Source organism: Acinetobacter sp. TY1 (assembly GCF_048551395.1).
In the GTDB taxonomy this organism is placed as follows: domain Bacteria; phylum Pseudomonadota; class Gammaproteobacteria; order Pseudomonadales; family Moraxellaceae; genus Acinetobacter.
Map to the genome: position 1 here is coordinate 77,311 of NZ_JBLYZK010000004.1, position 17,994 is coordinate 95,304.

The following is a 17,994-nucleotide window of genomic DNA, read 5'->3' on the forward strand; positions in this document are numbered from 1 at the left end:
TGAAAAAGAAGATTAAAAAGTATATCGCCTTCCGAGGCAGGACACCAACACCTCCTTTTAAAGAAAAATAAAGGCGATTAATTCAATATAAATTCATCGCCTTATTCATTTTCCAATCAAAATTTATGGCATCAAACGTTGTATCTGCCATACATTTTCAGTTTTTTCATACACCAAACGATCATGTAAACGGTTCGGACGGCCTTGCCAAAATTCATAATAATCAGCTTTTAGGCGATACCCTCCCCAAAACTCAGGTTTGGTCAATGTCGCTTGTTGCTCTACACGATCATGCAACGCTTGAAAACGCTGTTGTAATAACATACGACTTTCAATCACACCACTTTGCGGTGTACTGATATGCGCTGCAATTTGGCTATCACGGGGGCGTTTGTGATAATAATCGGTTGATTCTTCAACTGAAATTTTCACTACCTTCCCTGCAACACGTATCTGACGTTCAAGTTCAGGCCAATAAAATAACAATTCAGCATAAGGATTAGCCGCTAAATCCAATCCTTTTTGACTGTCATAATTGGTATAAAAATCATAACCTGCTTCAGTCGCGCCACGCAGTAGTACAGTGCGAACATGTGGTCGCCCCTGAGCATTTGCAGTCGCAAGTGACATGGCATAAGGTTCGTGAAGTTTGGCTTCCAAAGCTGTATTAAACCAACCTAAAAACTGCTCATGCGGATCAGCATTGACATGCTGTTCATGCAACTCACCTTTTTGGTAGCTTAAACGTAATTCACTTAAATCCTTAATTACATCACTCATGCTTTAACCTTTAATATCGAAATTTTTATATTCAAAAACTAAGCTAAACTTTGATCAAGGACTAAACTGCATTTTGACGTACAGCATCAGCCAAATGATTTGCAAGATCAGTTACTTCTTGAAGATTATCACCTTCAACCATGACACGAATCACGGGTTCAGTCCCAGATTTACGAATCAAAAGACGACCACGTCCTTTCAACTGCACTTCTGCTTTGTCAAACTCCGCAACCAATGCAGGTACAGAGAATGGGTCAAACATATTTTCTAAGCGTACATTCACTAAGACATTAGGTAAGATTTCAAAATCAGCAACCAATTCATCAAGTGATTTATTTTGTTCAACTAAAACAGTCAATACCTGTAATGCAGCAATAATTGCATCACCTGTTGTACTCTTGTCTAAAGTCAAAATATGACCTGATGGCTCGCCACCAATAGACCAATTATTCGCTTCAAGATTTTGTAAAACATAACGATCGCCAACATTTGCACGAACAAATGGCACTTCGGCTTTTTCAAGAGCAAGTTCAAGTGCCATATTACTCATCACTGTGCCGACAATGCCTGCTGGTTTATTGGTAGCTTGAGTCGCTAAAATATAAAGAATATGGTCACCATCGACCAACTTACCATAACGATCAACCAAAACTACACGATCTGCATCACCATCGAAGGCAATACCCAAGTCAGCTTGCTGTTCTACAACCGCTTTTTGTAAACCTTCAGGATGTGTTGAGCCACAATTTTCATTGATATTCAGGCCATCAGGTGTGTTATTCATGGCAATAACTTTTGCACCCAACTCACGAAATACGGCAGGTCCGACGTTATATGCGGCACCATTGGCACAATCCACTACAATTTTTAAATGGCGCAAATTGAAATGGTATGGAAATGTCGATTTACAGAATTCAATATAACGACCATTGGCATCTTTCACACGCACACTTTTACCCAAGTTTGCGTTGTCATCAATCACGATATCTTTTTCAAGTTCTTTATTGATGGCATCTTGAATCGAATCAGGCAATTTTTTACCTTCATCTGAGAAAAATTTAATCCCATTATCAAAATATGGATTATGTGATGCAGAAATCACAATGCCTAAATTTGCATGTAAAGCACGTGTTAAATGCGCAATTGCAGGTGTTGGTAGTGGTCCCAACAAATGCACGTACACACCTGCGGCATTCAAACCTGCCTGTAAGGCAGCTTCAAGAATATAACCTGATAAACGTGTATCTTTGCCCAATACAACAATCGGTTTTGACTTCGGACTTAATTGTTTTAAGACTTTACCCGCTGCGAAACCTAATTTTAATGCAAACTCTGGGGTAATCGGTAGCTGACCAAATTTTCCACGAATCCCATCTGTTCCAAAATAACTCATCTGTACCCCAACTTATTATGTGTTGTTTAGCTGCCTGTTTAATTTCCTCACTTTACACCAAAATAAAAAAGCCGTCATAACATGACGGCTTTTTTCAATCAAAACGATACGAAAGATTAACCTACACGATAGTTTGGTGCTTCTTTAGTAATCGTTACATCATGTACGTGAGATTCAGACATCCCTGCTGATGTGATTTTCACAAACTTAGCATTTTGACGAAGGTCTTCAATAATCGCAGAGCCTGTATAACCCATAGATGAACGTAAACCACCCATCATTTGATGAACGATGTTACCCATTGGACCTTTATAAGGCACACGACCTTCAATACCTTCAGGAACCAATTTCTCAGCACCTGCTTTAGAGTCTTGGAAATAACGGTCAGCAGAACCTGTTGCACCCGCCATTGCGCCCAATGAACCCATACCACGGTATGCTTTGTAGTAACGACCTTGGAAAAATTCAACTTCGCCTGGAGCTTCTTCAGTACCCGCCATGAGTGAACCCACCATGATGGTACTTGCACCTGCACCAATTGCTTTCGCCATATCACCAGAGAAGCGAATACCGCCATCTGCAATCAATGGAATTTGATCTTTCAATGCATTTGCAACAGCATCAATTGCAGAGATTTGCGGCATACCAATACCCGCAACAATACGAGTCGTACAGATTGAACCTGGGCCAATTCCGACTTTAACAGCATCTGCACCAGCATCAAGTAATGCCAATGCAGCATCACCCGTTGCGATGTTCCCACCAATGACTTGTACTTGTGGATAGTTAGCTTTAACCCAACGTACACGCTCAATCACACCAGCAGAATGACCATGCGCTGTATCAACAACAATCGCATCGACACCAGCATCAACAAGCGCTTCAACACGACTAGGTGTTTCAGCACCTGTACCGACTGCTGCACCTACACGTAAGCGACCTAAATCATCTTTACAGCTGTTTGGATAAAGCTCAGCTTTATTAAAGTCAGTAACAGTAATTAAGCCTTTTAATTCGTTGTTTTCACCCACCACCAATACTTTTTCAATACGGTGCTGTTGCAATAATGCTTGGATGTGTTCTTTTGAAGCATTTTCACGTACAGTCACCAAACGGTCTTGACCTGTCATGATGTTGCTTACTGGCTGTTCAAGATTGGTTTCAAAACGTGTATCACGTCCTGTCACAATACCAACCACTTTGCCATCTTTAACAACAGGTACACCACTGATGTTATTCGATTGAGTAATCGAAATCAACTCGCGTACCGTTGTTTCAGGCGTCACAGTAATTGGATCTTTCACCATTCCTGCTTCGAATTTTTTCACACGGCGAACTTCTGCTGCCTGAGCAGAAATATCCATGTTTTTATGAAGAATACCAATACCGCCGTTTTGCGCCATCGCAATTGCCATACGTGACTCTGTCACAGTATCCATTGCTGCTGAAACTAAAGGGATATTCAAATTGATGCCACGAGTCAGGCGTGTCTTTAGGGAGACATCTTTTGGGAGGACAGTAGAATAGGCAGGGAGTAATAAGACATCATCAAAGGTTAGGGCTTCTTGAACGATGGTCAACATAACAGTCTCGCTGGTAATTTCCGTGAGCTATTATATACAAATTTCAGTTTAAATTTCATTTTTTATTAGTCCGATTTAAAGTCTTTGTTGAGTATTTATAAATTCAATGTAATTTCAACTAGCTATTGCTATCATCCGAAGTCAAATATTCAACTCAACATCAGACCTGTATACATTTTTATCTGAACAATCGACTTTAAATCTAACTTAAATTATCTAATCTTTATTCTCAGACCATTCAATACAGTTTAAACCACTTGGTCATAGTCTTCGTCATTACTTGGATATGCAGGTTCAATCTCAATCAATGGAATTAATCCATATCCTGCCCGTGCTTTATGACACTGCTCATCGCCCGCTTGTACGTCCTTACATGAAGAACTGCGTTGTGCGTACATGGTACAACTAACCTGCTGACCAATTTCACCTGACAACATAATACAACGTGGATTTTTTTGATTGGTTCCTTTCATACACGAATATACAGGCGTTATTGCTTCAACAGCCTCTTCTGGCATACCTTCCCCTTCTGCCCAATAAAATGAAACTCTGAAGAAGGCGCAACACGCCCCGCAAGTTAAACACGCATCCTGTGCAATTATTTGTGACAACATTTTTTTAAAATTCTCGTAGTCAAAAAAACCTCCTTCATCAAATACAATGAAAGAGGTTTAAAGTGGATTTTGGCAACGTAAATCGTAAAAAAAAATGCGTATAAACTCAATATTTTTTTTGAACGTAGATGTTTATTTTATTGCGGACAAGTAAAAACTGTTTGATCCATCAAATCGACACCACATTGTAAATTTTCAATCCAATCTAAAAACTCAGTTATCTGTGCTTTACCTACAAATGGTGTGCCGTGCTGCGGTACGATCATTTCAATATCCATACCACGTACCATATTGACCCAAAGACGGATCACACGATTGGTACACATATAACGCTGATGAAAACCCTTCATTTTAGGAATATGCGTAACGAAATCCGTAATTGGCGTCGAAGCATCCGCCACCATTGAAGCACCCATATCGCCTGAAAATAAAATTTTCGAAATTGGATCATAAAATTGAAAATTACCAACCGAATGCAAAAAATGCGCAGGCACAGCAATAATACGTGTTTTGCCTAAATAAATAGAATCACCTTGGTCTGGTAGTTCAATCAAACGCTCCAACCAACCACCTTTCATTCGATCACTCATAAATGCTGAGTTCAAATGCGGTAAAAAACGTGCCCACAATTTCGATGCTACGACTTTGGCATCGGTATATACCAACCAACGTGGCATAGAAGTAATAATATCGGGGTCTTGATGCGATGCAATCACATAATCTAAATTTGCCAAACGAGTGTATTTATTGAGTTCCATCGTCAACGGCACATAAGTCAAATCACCACCTGGATCGATCACTGCTGCACGGTCATTATTGACAATTAAAAATTGATTTGCTTGAACACCTTCGCCTTTCACAAGACTGGTAAAACTAATGCACTTATGCACTCCATTATCAAACAATACCTGCGATGTAGTACGATCCAATGACATTAAAGAAACCCCGAAATATTTTAAAAATTAAAAATTTATTTATTCCATACAACATATAAGGATTTCTTTAAAGTTACAACAAATATACAATAATATTTTGATAATAATTACATGAATACTCAAAAACAAATCCCGCCAATTGACGGGATTAGTAACAAGGCGAATGAATTTAAAAATAATAATGTTGCACTAAAACACTTACACCAATCACTAAGAAAATGGCTGCACCTATTTTATGAATCAGTGAAATTGGTAGACGGCTTGCAAACTTGTCACCAACAAAGACCGCAGGCACGTTTGCAATCAGCATACCCAAGGTTGTACCTATGGTAACGAGAATAATGCTGTCATATTTAGCAGCCAATGCAACGGTGGCTATTTGAGTTTTATCACCAATTTCTGCGAGAAAAAATAAAATAAATGTGGCACCAAAAACACCGAATTTTTGCCATTTATTAATACTGTCGGTTTCATCATCTAACTCATCGGGAATGAGCATCCAACCTGCCATAGCAATAAAACCAACAGCAAGTACCCATACTAAAATATCAGGGTTAAATAATTGCGTAATCCACTGACCAAGAACAGCAGAAAGACCATGATTAATTAAAGTTGCGATAAGAATGGCAGCAATAATCGGAACAGGTTTACGAAAACGTGCAGCAAGGAGTAAAGCGAGAAGCTGTGTTTTATCACCCATTTCAGCGAGGGCAACAATCACAGTTGAAGAAAGGAGTTCTTGCATAAGGATTCTCTGGCTAGCAAATATATACCGATGACTTATCCCTCCTGCTAGCCAAGTATCATGTGTGCAAAAAGCACTGCATGAAATGCAGAGTGATAAATCAAAGGTCTTGCCAACAAAAGAAACTAAATATTTGAATTTACAAATATTGAGTCAAATTGGTTCTTTGCTATGATGACCATGCTCTGTTGAGCAATTATGTTGACCATCACCTATTTACAGAACGTAAATAGCGGCTACTCCCCAATGAAGTTTAATTAGTTTACAATATTCCAAGATAATTGCACACTAATTTTAAATAAATAAAAATATTAAGACATCAGCTATGAGTGATAATTTCAGATACTATTTACAACAATATCAGAAACCTAAATTAATTTTCATCATTGGTGGCGGACCATCTTTAAAGAAAATCGACCTTTTATCTTTACAACATTCAGATCATTTCATTATTTGTTGTAATCAAGCATTTCAACTCTTTCCAAATGCTCGGATTGCACATCACAGCGATTACAACTGGTGGCAACAATACCAAATAAAACTAGAACAGCAATTTAAAGGTGATCTCATTACTGGCTGTGGTTTAGGCAGTACCCTTAGCTACCCTTCAAATGTGACACGTTTATTTACAAGCCACTACGAGAACCATCATGAATTGTTTACATTACCCACCATGATTACAGGGAATAATTGTGGCTTGCAAGCCTTAGTGCTTGCTCACTTATTTAAGCCACAACATATCATATTGATTGGTTTTGATTTTAAAGCAACCAATAATACAACGCATGGTTATAACAAAGCAGACCTTACATCAATTGAACATTATCAAAAATTTTGGAATATATTCTTAAAAGATTTCAAACGATTTGAACAACTAAAAAAAATACAATGGAATGTAGCTTTTCCAAATATTGAGATGCCAAAAATTTGGAACCTTAATCCTGACTCAGCTCTAGAACTTTATGATAAGAGTAAGAAGTTAGCTGACTTTATTTGATATACAGAAAATGCTAGGCATTTGTTGTCTTTAAATAATAATCTAAGTTAAAAAAATCTCGCCGAAACGAGATTTTTAACAAGATTAAAATACTATTTACAGCAAAATATTACGAATATCAGCCAAAAGCTTGCTGAGTTTATTGGTAAAGCGAGCTGCATCTGCACCATTAATTACACGATGGTCATAAGACAATGACAACGGTAACATCAAGCGTGGATCAAAATCTTTACCATTCCAAACAGGTTGCATAGTTGCAGGTGAAATCCCTAAAATCGCAACTTGAGGCCAATTCACAAGCGGTGTAAATGCAGTACCACCAATTGAGCCAAGGCTCGTAATGGTAAAATTCGCACCTTGCAAATCTTTTGGTGATAATTTCTTATCACGCGCTTTTTGACTCAACTGACCTAACTCAATTGCAATTTGCTTAATCGACTTTTGATCAGGGTTACGCAGTACAGGCACAGTCAAACCATCAGGCGTCGCCACTGCAATACCCATATGGATTTCGTTACGCAACAGTACGCCTTTTTGATCATCAGCCAGATGCCCTGCAAAATAAGGCTCTTCTTTCAACAAGAATGCCACAGCTTTCGCAATAAATGCCAAAATAGTCAGGCTTACACCTTGCTTTTTAAAGCCATCTTTCAGCTCGCCACGCCATGCTTCAAGTTCAGTAATATCCGCATGATCAAACTGAGTCACTTGTGGAATGAAGTTATTCAATGACAATTGTGGTACAGACACTTGCTGTAAACGTGTCATTGGTGCGACTTCACCACCACCAAATGAGCTAAAGTCTGGTAATGATGGTAAACCTGATGCAACAGCAGGTGCAGTCGCTTGTGGAGCAACTTGTGGCGCAGTCAATTTGGTTTTTACATAAGCAAAAACATCATCTTTCACGACACGATCATGTACACCCGATGCTTGTACTTGTGACAGAACCACACCTAATTCACGTGCAAGTTTACGTACCGCAGGACCCGCATAGACTTTGGCATTTTCAGCCTGTTGAGCAGAACTCAATTTATCGCCATTCGCTACAGGTGCAACTTGCGCATTCGCTTTCACAGTTTGCGCTTGAGGTGCTACAGGTTTCGCAGGTGCAGTTACTTGCGATGCTTGTGTAGTCTGCACTTGTGGTGCTTTAACTTCACTTGTTTGTGCTTCAATTGTTACCAAAGCCATGCCTTGTTTCACCGCTTGGTTTAACTCGACATGAATAGCTTTTACAACACCAGCAACTGTACTTGGAACTTCAACCGACGCTTTGTCAGATTCAGCAACACATAGACTTTGGTCTTTTTCGACTGTGTCACCCACGCTGACTAAAATTTCTGAAATCGTTGCTTTATCAACACCTAAATCAGGTACAACCACTTCAATAGGACCTGCTTGAGTCGTGGTCGCCACAACTGCTGTTTTTTCAGCAACAGGTTGAACCGCTTCTGACGGTGTGACTGAACTTACAGACTCAGAAACAACCGCTTCCACCACTTCAGTTTTCACAGTAATCAGGACAACGCCTTCTTTGACTGAATCACCTTCTTTAACAATCACTGATTCAACGATGCCTGTAACTGTGCTTGGCACTTCAACCGTTGCTTTATCAGATTCAACCACAACAATACTGTCATCTACAGCAATGCTATCGCCAACTTGAACAAGAATCTCGCCAACCAATGCTTTTTCAACACCAATATCAGGCACTTTCACTTCGACAGTTTGTGCTGTTGTTTCAGTTGATTGACTTGGTGCTGTATTGACTTGGGCAACAGGCGTGGCTTGTACAGCTTCAACTTTTTGAGCTTCTGTTGGCGCAGGCGCTTCTTTAGTTTGAACTGAATCTGCTGATTCAACTTCAATCAAGACAGCACCTTCTGAAACTGAATCACCTTCAGCAACCGAAATACTTTTCACTACACCTGCCGAAGTGCTAGGCACTTCGACAGAGGCTTTGTCCGATTCAAGCAACACAATACTGTCATCGACAGCAATCGTATCGCCCACTTTAACCATAATTTCTGCAACGGTGGCTTTATCGACACCAATGTCAGGAGTCTTAATTTGCATCATTATTTCTCCTCAGTTGGTTCAGCATAAGGCGCAACATCTTGAGTCGTTGGATGCGCTTGTGGTAACCATGCCACTGGACGATCAACATCCAATTCAAATGATGAAATTGCATCTTTCACCAAACGTGCATCTACTTCGCCTTCATCCGCCAATTTTTTCAATGTTGCGACAACAATATGTGCAGCATCGACACCAAAGTAACTACGTAGCGTGCCACGTGTATCTGAACGACCATAACCATCTGTACCTAATGCTACGAATGGACGGCTATCTGGTAGATAGGCACGGATTTGTTCGCTATATGCACGTACATGGTCTGTTGCAGAAACCACAATGCCATCTGTACCACGTAATTGCTGAGATACCCATGCTTCTTTGCCATCTTCAAGTGGATGTAAGCGGTTGTATTCTTCAACAGCCATACCTTCACGAGCCAATTCATTGAAGCTTGTTACGCTCCAAACATTAGAATGGATTTGATATTCATCACGTAAAATTTTCGCAGCTTTGATCACTTCACGTAAGATCACGCCTGAACCAAGTAACTGAACAGTGGCTTTTTCATCTTTTTCAAACTGATACATACCACGTTTAATGCCTTCTTCCGCACCTTGTGGCATTTCAGGATGTTCGTAGTTTTCGTTCATTACGGTCAAGTAATAGAACACACGCTCTTGTTCAACATACATGCGCTTCAAGCCATCATGCACGATTACTGCTAGCTCATAGCCAAAACAAGGATCATAAGCCACACAGTTTGGAATAGTATTTGCCAAGATGTGAGAATGACCATCTTGATGCTGTAAACCTTCACCGTTTAGTGTAGTACGACCTGCTGTTGCACCTAACAAGAAACCTTGTGCTTGAGAATCACCTGCCGCCCATGCCAAATCGCCAATACGTTGGAAACCAAACATTGAGTAATACATGTACATTGGAATCATTGGCAAATTATTGGTTGAATAACTTGTACCCAACGCAGTCCAAGCACTCATCGCACCTGCTTCGTTAATGCCTTCATTGAGCATGTGACCATCTTTAGCTTCACGATAATTCATTAGCTGTTCTTGGTCTTCAGGTGTATATTTTTGACCATGTGCGGCATAAATACCCAACTGACGGAACATACCTTCTAAACCAAAAGTACGCGCTTCATCTGGAACAATTGGTACAACACGATCTTTAATGGCTTTATCTTTCAGTAATGTCGCGATTAAACGCACCATCACCATTGTCGTTGATTGCTCTTTATCGCCACTGCCTTTCAACACACCATCAAAAATTGACAGTTCAGGAATTGGCAGTGCTTCACTATCTTTACGACGTGCAGGCAAATAGCCACCTAAACTTTCACGGCGTGCTTTCAAATATTTCAATTCAGGAGAATTTTCACTTGGACGATAAAGTGGCACTTCTTCCAATTGCTCATCGCTAAATGGCAAATTGAAACGATCACGCACATATCTTAAAGAGTCAATCTGCATTTTTTTGATTTGATGCGTTTTATTCACCGCTTCAATTTCATCAGACAAACCATAACCTTTCACTGTTTTCGCTAAGATTACAGTGGGTTGACCATTACTAGTCATTGCTGCGGCATAGGCTGCATAGACTTTATACGGATCGTGACCACCACGGTTTAAGTTGTCGATGTCTTCATCGCTTAAACCTTTAACCAATTCTTCTGCTTCAGGATATTTACCGAAGAATTTTTCACGAGTATACGCGCCACCCTTCACTTGATAACGCTGATAATCACCATCAACGGCTTCTTCCATACGTGCTTTTAATGCACCTGTAGTGTCTTTATCAAGTAGTGAATCCCAATGACGGCCCCAAACTACTTTAATCACGCGCCAGCCTGCGCCACGGAAAATTGACTCAAGCTCTTGAATGATTTTACCGTTACCACGTACAGGACCATCAAGTCGTTGTAAGTTACAGTTTACAACCCAAATCAGGTTGTCTAATTTTTCACGACCAGCAAGTGAAATAGCACCTAAGCTTTCAGGCTCATCCATTTCACCATCGCCTAGATAAGCCCAGACTTTACGGTCTTCTTCTTTAATCAAACTACGATTCATCAAGTACTTTTGAATATGCGCTTGATAAATCGACATGATTGGACCCAAACCCATCGATACCGTTGGGAACTGCCAATAATCAGGCATCAAATATGGATGCGGATAGCTTGATAGTCCATTACCATTCACTTCACGGCGGAAGTTGTTGAGCTGATCTTCAGTCAAACGTCCTTCAAGATAAGAACGTGCGTAAATACCTGGCGCACAGTGACCTTGATAATAAATCATGTCACCGCCAAAGCTATCGCTATTGGCACGGAAGAAGTGGTTAAAACCAACATCATATAACGTTGCTGAAGATGCAAAGCTTGCCAAGTGACCACCTAAATCATCACCTGTTTTATTGGCACGAAGAACCATTGCCAAGGCATTCCAACGAATCAATGCACGAATACGACGTTCCATGTCTTGATCACCCGGCATTGCAGGAGACTCTTCAACAGAAATCGTATTGAGATAAGGAGTATTCAGTCGCTGAATAGGAACATGCTTCGCGATCGCTTGTTGATATAATTTTTCTAATAAAAAAGCGGCACGATCTGTACCCATATGCTTCAAAACTGAATCAAAGGCTTCTTGCCATTCCTGTGTCTCTTGAGCGTCTGTATCAGCATAGTACGCCATAATTCACCTGTTCCTTTTTCTTAAATAACCATGTTCTATATGTACCATGATTATCACCAATCAAGTTATCGTTACAGATGAATGTGAAGTAGCACCACTATTTAGGAACTAAATACTTAATGACTTTTATTTACGCAAAATAACAAAAAACCGCCAATTTTGGCGGTTTTTATACAATTTTGATGATACTTAACTGTTTGTTATTAAAACAACCATATTCCCTTACAACGCAATTATGGCAACATTGCTAAATAAGTTGATGGATTTTTGCGTTGACCATCTTTCACTACTTCATAATGTAAATGAGGACCAGTACAACGGCCAGTACAACCTACATTGGCAATTTGCTCACCTGCTTTTACTTGATCACCAACACGAGCAATCAGACGTGATGCATGTGCATAACGAGTGAGGTAACCATTACCATGATTAATTTCAACATATTGACCATAACCTGTACCCCAACCTGACTTAGTCACAATACCTGGACCTGTCGCATAAATTGGCGTACCACTTGGCGCAGACATATCTAAACCTGAATGGTTTTCAGCACGACCACCCATGGTACGACCACCATAATTTGAGCTAACACGCTTTAAATCAGGTAAAGGATGTGTCACCAACCATGAATATGGCGATGAACTACCACTATAACGTGGAGTAGAAACTGATGCAGCTGAACCATATTTTTTAGCAATAGAGTCGTTGTTCAATTCAATGACTTTTTCAGATGAAGCACGAATGGTCACATCAAGTTTAGTATTTGCAGGAATATCCATATCATCAGGGTGAGTAAATGAACCTTGAGATAAAGTTCTTGTAAGCTCACCTAGGCGGTCTTGATTTGTACCACTTGCTGCATCTAGCTGAACCATGTCAGCAAAAGCAACAGATGCAGCAGAAGCTGCCAACGAAAATGCTAATAAAATACGTCGCGAATGCATAAAAAACCTCTTAAACTGTCCTTAATTAAGCTTCTTGTGTGATCTCTTCCTTGATATTCACTAGAATGAAATTTTAAGACTAAAACATAATCATGTAGGAACGATGTATGTCTGAACCAAAAAATGTCTTCCAACAAACAAGACAGCACATAAAAACAGGAAACTTGTCGTTTCTTACAAAGCAAGTCGCCGAATGGCAAAAACTTACTAAATTAATTCAACCGCTTTTGCCCCAACCGGAACAATGGCAGATTGTCTGTTATCAATACGGTATATTGACCCTAACCGGAGAAAATCAAGCCATGATTAGTCAGCTCGGTTATCTTCAAAAACAGTATATTTCTCATTTGGCACAACTTGATGGTCTGAAAGATTTAAATAAACTTCAAGTTCGATTAAGACCACGGTCACAACCAGAACAGAAACCTATTAAAACTGACAAACAAATTAGTCCAGAAACACGCGAAATGTTACATAATGCCGCTAGTTTTGTGTGCGACCCTAAGCTTAGCCAAGCTCTACTGCGTTTGGCAAGCAATAAAAAGTAAACAAAGTTCCTATTATTATTTTTTAGTACATTTTATTATGTGAATCAAATCACATTAAAACATGATATATTATAACATTAACATATAAAGACAATGACTTATGTCACACTGACAAATTGAATCGGGCAAAATTCCCCGTTATCAAATGTTACAATTTCATAGCTATCTGGATCACTTTTAACATTGCGTAAAAGTTGGTTGTTGAGTGCATGACCTGACTTATAACCATCAAAACGGGCAATAACTTGGTGCCCAAGCAAATATAAATCACCTACCGCATCCAAAATTTTATGGCGTACAAACTCATCAGCGAAGCGTAAACCCTCTTCATTGACGACACCATTGTCATCTAAGCCTACTGCATTATCTAAACTTGCCCCCAAAGCTAAATTATTCGCTTTGAGATAATCTAAATCTTTCATAAACCCAAAAGTTCTTGCACCACTCACTTCATAAACAAATGTTTCTGTTGAAAAATCAATGGTTGCAGATTGGTATTCTTTGGCAAATGCAGGATGATCAAAATCAATTGTAAAGTTGATTTGAAAGCCATCATGTGGACTAAAAATAGCCTTTTTATCATCAAGTAATGCTTTGACAGGTTTTAAAATACGAATGAATTTTTTAGGTGCATCTAGCTCAACCAATTCACCTTGCATAAGTAAGTAAATGAATGGACCTGCACTACCATCCATAATTGGAACCTCAGATGCCGACACCTCAACAATCAAATTATCAATGCCAAGTCCAGCAATAGCACTCATGACATGTTCAATTGTTCCCACTTTGGCATTGTCTTGAACCAAATTAGAACACATAAATGCTTCTTGGATCAGCATTGCATCCGCAGGAATATCGACAGGTGGATTCAAATCAATTCGACGAAAAACAATTCCCCCATCCGCAACATGAGGTAAAAAGTTAATTAAGACTTTTTGCCCGCTATGCAGTCCAATGCCGCTCGCTTTCACGACACGTTTCAGGGTTCGTTGTTTCAACATACTTCAATGGTCTTCAACCTCAATCAGCTATACGTTAGCACATTTAGCCATTGATAAAAATCAAAAAAGGTAATGAATTCTCATTACCTTTTTCATATACAGAATTAAAACCATATTTCAAGCATTACTTACGTTGCTGATTTTTCAGATAATCCTGAATACTCATTGGCGTTGAACGCGGTGCTGCACTTGATGTAGGCGCAGATGAATCTTCTTTGTTCGAACGGTTATGAATAGCTGGTTGATCATCTTCATCTACTGCTGATTGCTGTGTAGATGCTTGCTGCGCATAATTTTGAGAAGCGCTTGAAGTGACAACTTTACGGCGTGTTTCAGGCGCATCATTAGCATTACGTGTAAGACCTGTTGCAATCACTGTTACACGAATTTCATCACGTGCATCAGGATCAAATACAGTACCAAAGAAAACTTCGCCATCATCTAAATCGACGATTTGATTGACAACATCAGTAATCACTTCTGTTTCACGAAGGGTAATATCAGCACCACCTGTAATATTAATTAAAACACCTTTGGCATTCATAATATTAACATTATCAAGTAATGGACTGCGAATTGCGAGGCGAGCAGCTTCTTCAGCACGCTCACTACCACTACTCTTCCCTTCACCCATCATCGCATAACCACGAGTACTCATCGCTGTTTTCAAATCGGCGAAGTCAAGGTTAATATGACCAGGACGAACAACAAGATCGAAGATACTACGTACTGCATTTAACAGAACATCATCTGCTTTACGGTAAGCATCTTGCATTGAAATATCACCATAAACGCTTAGTAAGCGTTGATTTGGAATGATAATCAAAGAATCAACATGCTGTTCAAGTTCATCAATGCCTTTTTCAGCGGAACGTTGACGACGACGACCTTCGAAGTTAAATGGTGTCGTTACAACACCTACAGTCAAAATACCCATTTCTTTGGCAATTTCAGCAACAACAGGTGCAGCACCAGTACCCGTACCACCACCCATTCCTGCTGTTACAAATACCATATCCGCACCTTCTAAGTGCTGACGGATTTGTTCACGACTTTCTTCTGCAGCCATTTGACCTACATCAGGATTGGCACCTGCACCAAGACCACGTGTACCTTGCTCACCTAACTGAATTTTAAAAGGTGCGTTCATACGATCAAGTGCCTGTTTGTCTGTATTTGCACAAACAAATTTTACACCTTTAATATCCGATTGCACCATGTGCTGAACGGCATTACCACCACCACCACCTACACCAAATACAGTAAAACGGGCTTGACCGTTACCATCGGTTTGTTCGTCGTCTAATAATTCAAATGAGGCCATGACCTTCAGGATTCCTAATAAATTCGGCAGCCACTTTGAAGCCCGTATACTGCCTTGATCTTCAATAATAAAAAATTGTTTTTAGAATGCTGTGCCTGTTTGAGCTTGTCAAGTACAGAGCGACATACTTACAACTTCCTAACAATATTCCCCAAAAACTAAAAAAAACTTTTCAATTTATCATTGAACGTTGACCATCCATTTGCGACTCGTTCAAAAAATGGACGTTTCCCAGAAGTGTCAGGCTCTTCAATTGCTTCCTGCAAATCACCCTGACTAAACATGAGTAAACCTGTTGCAGTCGTGTACATCGAACGGCGCAGTACCGATAAATGCTGATCTTCAGCAAATACTTCTAAAGGTGAATTACCCAAATGCGCTGAAACACCGAGTATATGACGTGTCAACGTCACCATACCCTCAATCTGACATGCATCACCTGCCAATACTACACCATGATACAGACTCTGTAATGCACCTTTATTTTCAAGTTCTGTACGGACTGTGTGTAAAATTTCTTCATAACGCGCAATGATAATGTCTGAAAGCTCAATACGACTAATTGATTGCGGTCCATCAATTGCTTCAAATTGAATCATGTGTTCTGGTTTTACTTGTTGTAAATCAACACATCCATGCAATAATTTTAGACGTTCCGCTTCTTCTGTCGTGGTCTGTAAAACAGTTGCAATATCACGTGTTACATTTTCACCGCCACGCTGTATGGTATGTGCAAGTGCCAATTGACCTTCAATATACACCGCAATATTGGTTGTTCCTGCACCAATATCAAGCAAACATACGCCATATTCTTTTTCATCTTTGAGTAAACTACTTTCAGCAGTAGCTAAACAAGACACCACCATTTTTTCAACAAAAATGTTCGCTCCTTTAATCGCGCGATCCAAGTTTTGCATGGTACTAATGGGTAGCATCATCAACTGATAATGCCCTGTTAAGCTATGTGCAGATAAATTAAGAGGATTTTGTACCCACTCACCCTCACCATCGAGTTCAAACCCCATGGGTACTGCACTTGCAAGATAATAGTCAGCTGTCATATGGCTGGCTTTCGCAAGCTCAAGTGCGCGAACCATTTCTGTCGTAGTAATGGTATGTTCAGGATTGGCAATAGGTGTACGTCCAACTGCATAATGACTTTGTAATTCGGTACTTGGAATTGAAATCCATGCAGAATGAACACGACATTCTGCTATATCTTCTGCTTCCTGCACTGCATTTTTAATGGCTGCTGTGACTTTATCTAGGCTCACAATCTTGCCTTTATTCATACCTTTATTGCGTGCAGAAGCCATACCAATAACCTGAATTTTATCAGGGGCATGTACCTTAGCTATCAATACTGAAACTTTATGTGTCCCAATGTCTATCGCCACAACTGAGGGAACAGCTTCATTCATCACGTCTACCATTTTATCTTGATTGATTATGTTTTGGCTTAACGCCTCTTATAAAGCCATACATTATGGCTGTGTAACATTTCTATTCGCAACATTACTGTCACTATTTCTTACAACAAACTGACCACTTTTAATCTGTGGTGCAGCTGAATTTTTCCATTGTATCGAAAGACCATTTCGATAACGCAAATCAATTGCCGTAATATTTGGCCAAGCAGACTTTAAATCATGCTGTGCCAAATAGCTCAAACGCTGCAATTTGCTCATGGTTTGATCTTGATCCACAATAATACGTAGACCTGTGTCAAACTGCATAAACCACGTCATACGCTCAGTCAGATAAAGCTCTTTCAGGCGCATTCCTGTAGGATGAAATAACTGATTAATTTCATTATAACGACGCATCATCACTTTGGATTGGCTGAGTGGCCCATGAAGCAATGGCAGTTGCGTATGATTCCGAATCACTGCTTCAGAATACACATCACCCGCATCACTTAACAGACGCCCTGTTCCCCACCGAGCAATGGCATGTCGAGGCATCACACGTACACGAATACCATCTGGCCATGCACGAGAAACCACCACTCGATCAACCCATGAAACCTCAAGTGCCCGATCACGAATCACTTCCAAATCGGAAGTAAAATAATTATCGGTCACAACAGGTGACAAGTGTCGCATCATCTGTGTATTTTCTTGTTCCAAATCTGTACCAATCACTTGTAGATTTGCAACTTGAGCATCAGTAATGACTTTATATAGCCCGAACACTCCTGCTGCTAAAACAAAACAAGCGACCACCATGAGTATCCAACTCCCCGCATTGAGCATTTTATCTTTGCGAGTAATCGGTTTCTCATGGATAGAGGTCGTAGCGACACGTTTGCGTCGCATAGATGCAGGAAGTTGAGCCATA

15 protein-coding genes and 1 riboswitch are annotated in these 17,994 nt (G+C 39.9%); of the genes, 2 read left to right on the forward strand and 13 right to left on the reverse strand.

Features of this window, described 5'->3' with window-relative positions:
* Positions 1-123: 123 nt before the first annotated feature.
* From pdxH to ACK2M2_RS03970, 6 genes are all read right to left on the reverse strand, one after another.
* Complete coding sequence (pdxH, locus tag ACK2M2_RS03945) at positions 124-780, reverse strand: pyridoxamine 5'-phosphate oxidase (RefSeq protein WP_419346181.1); 657 nt, start codon at positions 778-780, stop codon at positions 124-126.
* 61 nt (positions 781-841) lie between these two features.
* A complete protein-coding gene (glmM, locus tag ACK2M2_RS03950) occupies positions 842-2,173 on the reverse strand; it encodes a phosphoglucosamine mutase (protein ID WP_409510706.1) in 1,332 nt (443 codons plus the stop codon).
* Positions 2,174-2,289: 116 nt separating this feature from the next.
* A complete protein-coding gene (gene guaB, locus ACK2M2_RS03955; RefSeq protein WP_409510705.1) occupies positions 2,290-3,756 on the reverse strand; it encodes an IMP dehydrogenase in 1,467 nt (488 codons plus the stop codon).
* A 248-nt stretch (positions 3,757-4,004) separates the two neighbouring features.
* Positions 4,005-4,370: a YkgJ family cysteine cluster protein gene (locus ACK2M2_RS03960; RefSeq protein ID WP_419346182.1), complete on the reverse strand. Its 366-nt coding sequence runs from the start codon at positions 4,368-4,370 to the stop codon at positions 4,005-4,007.
* 137 nt (positions 4,371-4,507) lie between these two features.
* A complete protein-coding gene (locus ACK2M2_RS03965) occupies positions 4,508-5,305 on the reverse strand; it encodes an MBL fold metallo-hydrolase (protein ID WP_409510703.1) in 798 nt (265 codons plus the stop codon).
* 169 nt (positions 5,306-5,474) lie between these two features.
* On the reverse strand, positions 5,475-6,050 hold the full coding sequence (locus ACK2M2_RS03970; protein ID WP_409510702.1) for a TMEM165/GDT1 family protein: 576 nt from the start codon (positions 6,048-6,050) through the stop codon (positions 5,475-5,477).
* 114 nt (positions 6,051-6,164) lie between these two features.
* Positions 6,165-6,307: riboswitch (yybP-ykoY riboswitch) on the reverse strand.
* A gap of 68 nt (positions 6,308-6,375) precedes the next feature.
* Here ACK2M2_RS03970 and ACK2M2_RS03975 point away from each other — a divergent pair.
* Complete coding sequence (locus tag ACK2M2_RS03975; protein WP_419346183.1) at positions 6,376-7,047, forward strand: methyltransferase type 11; 672 nt, start codon at positions 6,376-6,378, stop codon at positions 7,045-7,047.
* Positions 7,048-7,143: 96 nt separating this feature from the next.
* Here the strand turns inward: ACK2M2_RS03975 and ACK2M2_RS03980 are convergent, their stop codons facing one another.
* The 3 genes from ACK2M2_RS03980 to ACK2M2_RS03990 form a co-directional block, all read right to left on the reverse strand.
* Positions 7,144-9,126 carry a 2-oxo acid dehydrogenase subunit E2 gene (locus tag ACK2M2_RS03980; protein WP_419346286.1) on the reverse strand — a complete coding sequence of 661 codons (1,983 nt, stop codon included), beginning with the start codon at positions 9,124-9,126 and terminating at the stop codon, positions 7,144-7,146.
* A 2-nt stretch (positions 9,127-9,128) separates the two neighbouring features.
* Positions 9,129-11,837 (reverse strand): pyruvate dehydrogenase (acetyl-transferring), homodimeric type, encoded by a 2,709-nt coding sequence (aceE, locus tag ACK2M2_RS03985; protein ID WP_419346184.1) that lies wholly within the window; start codon positions 11,835-11,837, stop codon positions 9,129-9,131.
* 233 nt (positions 11,838-12,070) lie between these two features.
* Positions 12,071-12,781, reverse strand: a complete 711-nt coding sequence (locus ACK2M2_RS03990; RefSeq protein ID WP_409510698.1) for a M23 family metallopeptidase — start codon at positions 12,779-12,781, stop codon at positions 12,071-12,073.
* Between the two features lie 107 nt (positions 12,782-12,888).
* On the opposite strand from ACK2M2_RS03990, the gene ACK2M2_RS03995 reads away from it, so the two are divergent.
* Positions 12,889-13,329 (forward strand): DUF721 domain-containing protein, encoded by a 441-nt coding sequence (locus ACK2M2_RS03995; RefSeq protein ID WP_409510697.1) that lies wholly within the window; start codon positions 12,889-12,891, stop codon positions 13,327-13,329.
* Positions 13,330-13,427: 98 nt separating this feature from the next.
* On the opposite strand, the gene lpxC is transcribed toward ACK2M2_RS03995, so the two are convergent.
* The 4 genes from lpxC to ACK2M2_RS04015 all read right to left on the reverse strand — a co-directional run bounded on the left by lpxC (position 13,428) and on the right by ACK2M2_RS04015 (position 17,993).
* Positions 13,428-14,330, reverse strand: a complete 903-nt coding sequence (gene lpxC, locus ACK2M2_RS04000) for a UDP-3-O-acyl-N-acetylglucosamine deacetylase (RefSeq protein WP_409510696.1) — start codon at positions 14,328-14,330, stop codon at positions 13,428-13,430.
* Positions 14,331-14,454: 124 nt separating this feature from the next.
* Positions 14,455-15,654, reverse strand: a complete 1,200-nt coding sequence (gene ftsZ / locus ACK2M2_RS04005; RefSeq protein WP_409510695.1) for a cell division protein FtsZ — start codon at positions 15,652-15,654, stop codon at positions 14,455-14,457.
* Positions 15,655-15,812: 158 nt separating this feature from the next.
* A complete protein-coding gene (ftsA, locus tag ACK2M2_RS04010; protein ID WP_419346185.1) occupies positions 15,813-17,075 on the reverse strand; it encodes a cell division protein FtsA in 1,263 nt (420 codons plus the stop codon).
* 63 nt (positions 17,076-17,138) lie between these two features.
* Positions 17,139-17,993: a cell division protein FtsQ/DivIB gene (locus ACK2M2_RS04015; RefSeq protein WP_419346186.1), complete on the reverse strand. Its 855-nt coding sequence runs from the start codon at positions 17,991-17,993 to the stop codon at positions 17,139-17,141.
* Between the last annotated feature and the right edge of the window lies 1 nt (position 17,994).

Coding starts and splice junctions, on each gene's coding strand:
- pdxH (WP_419346181.1), bottom strand. CDS start 780: ATGAGTGATGTAATTAAGGATTTAAGTGAATTACGTTTAAGCTACCAA.
- glmM (WP_409510706.1), bottom strand. CDS start 2,173: ATGAGTTATTTTGGAACAGATGGGATTCGTGGAAAATTTGGTCAGCTA.
- guaB (WP_409510705.1), bottom strand. CDS start 3,756: ATGTTGACCATCGTTCAAGAAGCCCTAACCTTTGATGATGTCTTATTA.
- ACK2M2_RS03960 (WP_419346182.1), bottom strand. CDS start 4,370: ATGTTGTCACAAATAATTGCACAGGATGCGTGTTTAACTTGCGGGGCG.
- ACK2M2_RS03965 (WP_409510703.1), bottom strand. CDS start 5,305: ATGTCATTGGATCGTACTACATCGCAGGTATTGTTTGATAATGGAGTG.
- ACK2M2_RS03970 (WP_409510702.1), bottom strand. CDS start 6,050: ATGCAAGAACTCCTTTCTTCAACTGTGATTGTTGCCCTCGCTGAAATG.
- ACK2M2_RS03975 (WP_419346183.1), top strand. CDS start 6,376: ATGAGTGATAATTTCAGATACTATTTACAACAATATCAGAAACCTAAA.
- ACK2M2_RS03980 (WP_419346286.1), bottom strand. CDS start 9,126: ATGCAAATTAAGACTCCTGACATTGGTGTCGATAAAGCCACCGTTGCA.
- aceE (WP_419346184.1), bottom strand. CDS start 11,837: ATGGCGTACTATGCTGATACAGACGCTCAAGAGACACAGGAATGGCAA.
- ACK2M2_RS03990 (WP_409510698.1), bottom strand. CDS start 12,781: ATGCATTCGCGACGTATTTTATTAGCATTTTCGTTGGCAGCTTCTGCT.
- ACK2M2_RS03995 (WP_409510697.1), top strand. CDS start 12,889: ATGTCTGAACCAAAAAATGTCTTCCAACAAACAAGACAGCACATAAAA.
- lpxC (WP_409510696.1), bottom strand. CDS start 14,330: ATGTTGAAACAACGAACCCTGAAACGTGTCGTGAAAGCGAGCGGCATT.
- ftsZ (WP_409510695.1), bottom strand. CDS start 15,654: ATGGCCTCATTTGAATTATTAGACGACGAACAAACCGATGGTAACGGT.
- ftsA (WP_419346185.1), bottom strand. CDS start 17,075: ATGAATGAAGCTGTTCCCTCAGTTGTGGCGATAGACATTGGGACACAT.
- ACK2M2_RS04015 (WP_419346186.1), bottom strand. CDS start 17,993: ATGGCTCAACTTCCTGCATCTATGCGACGCAAACGTGTCGCTACGACC.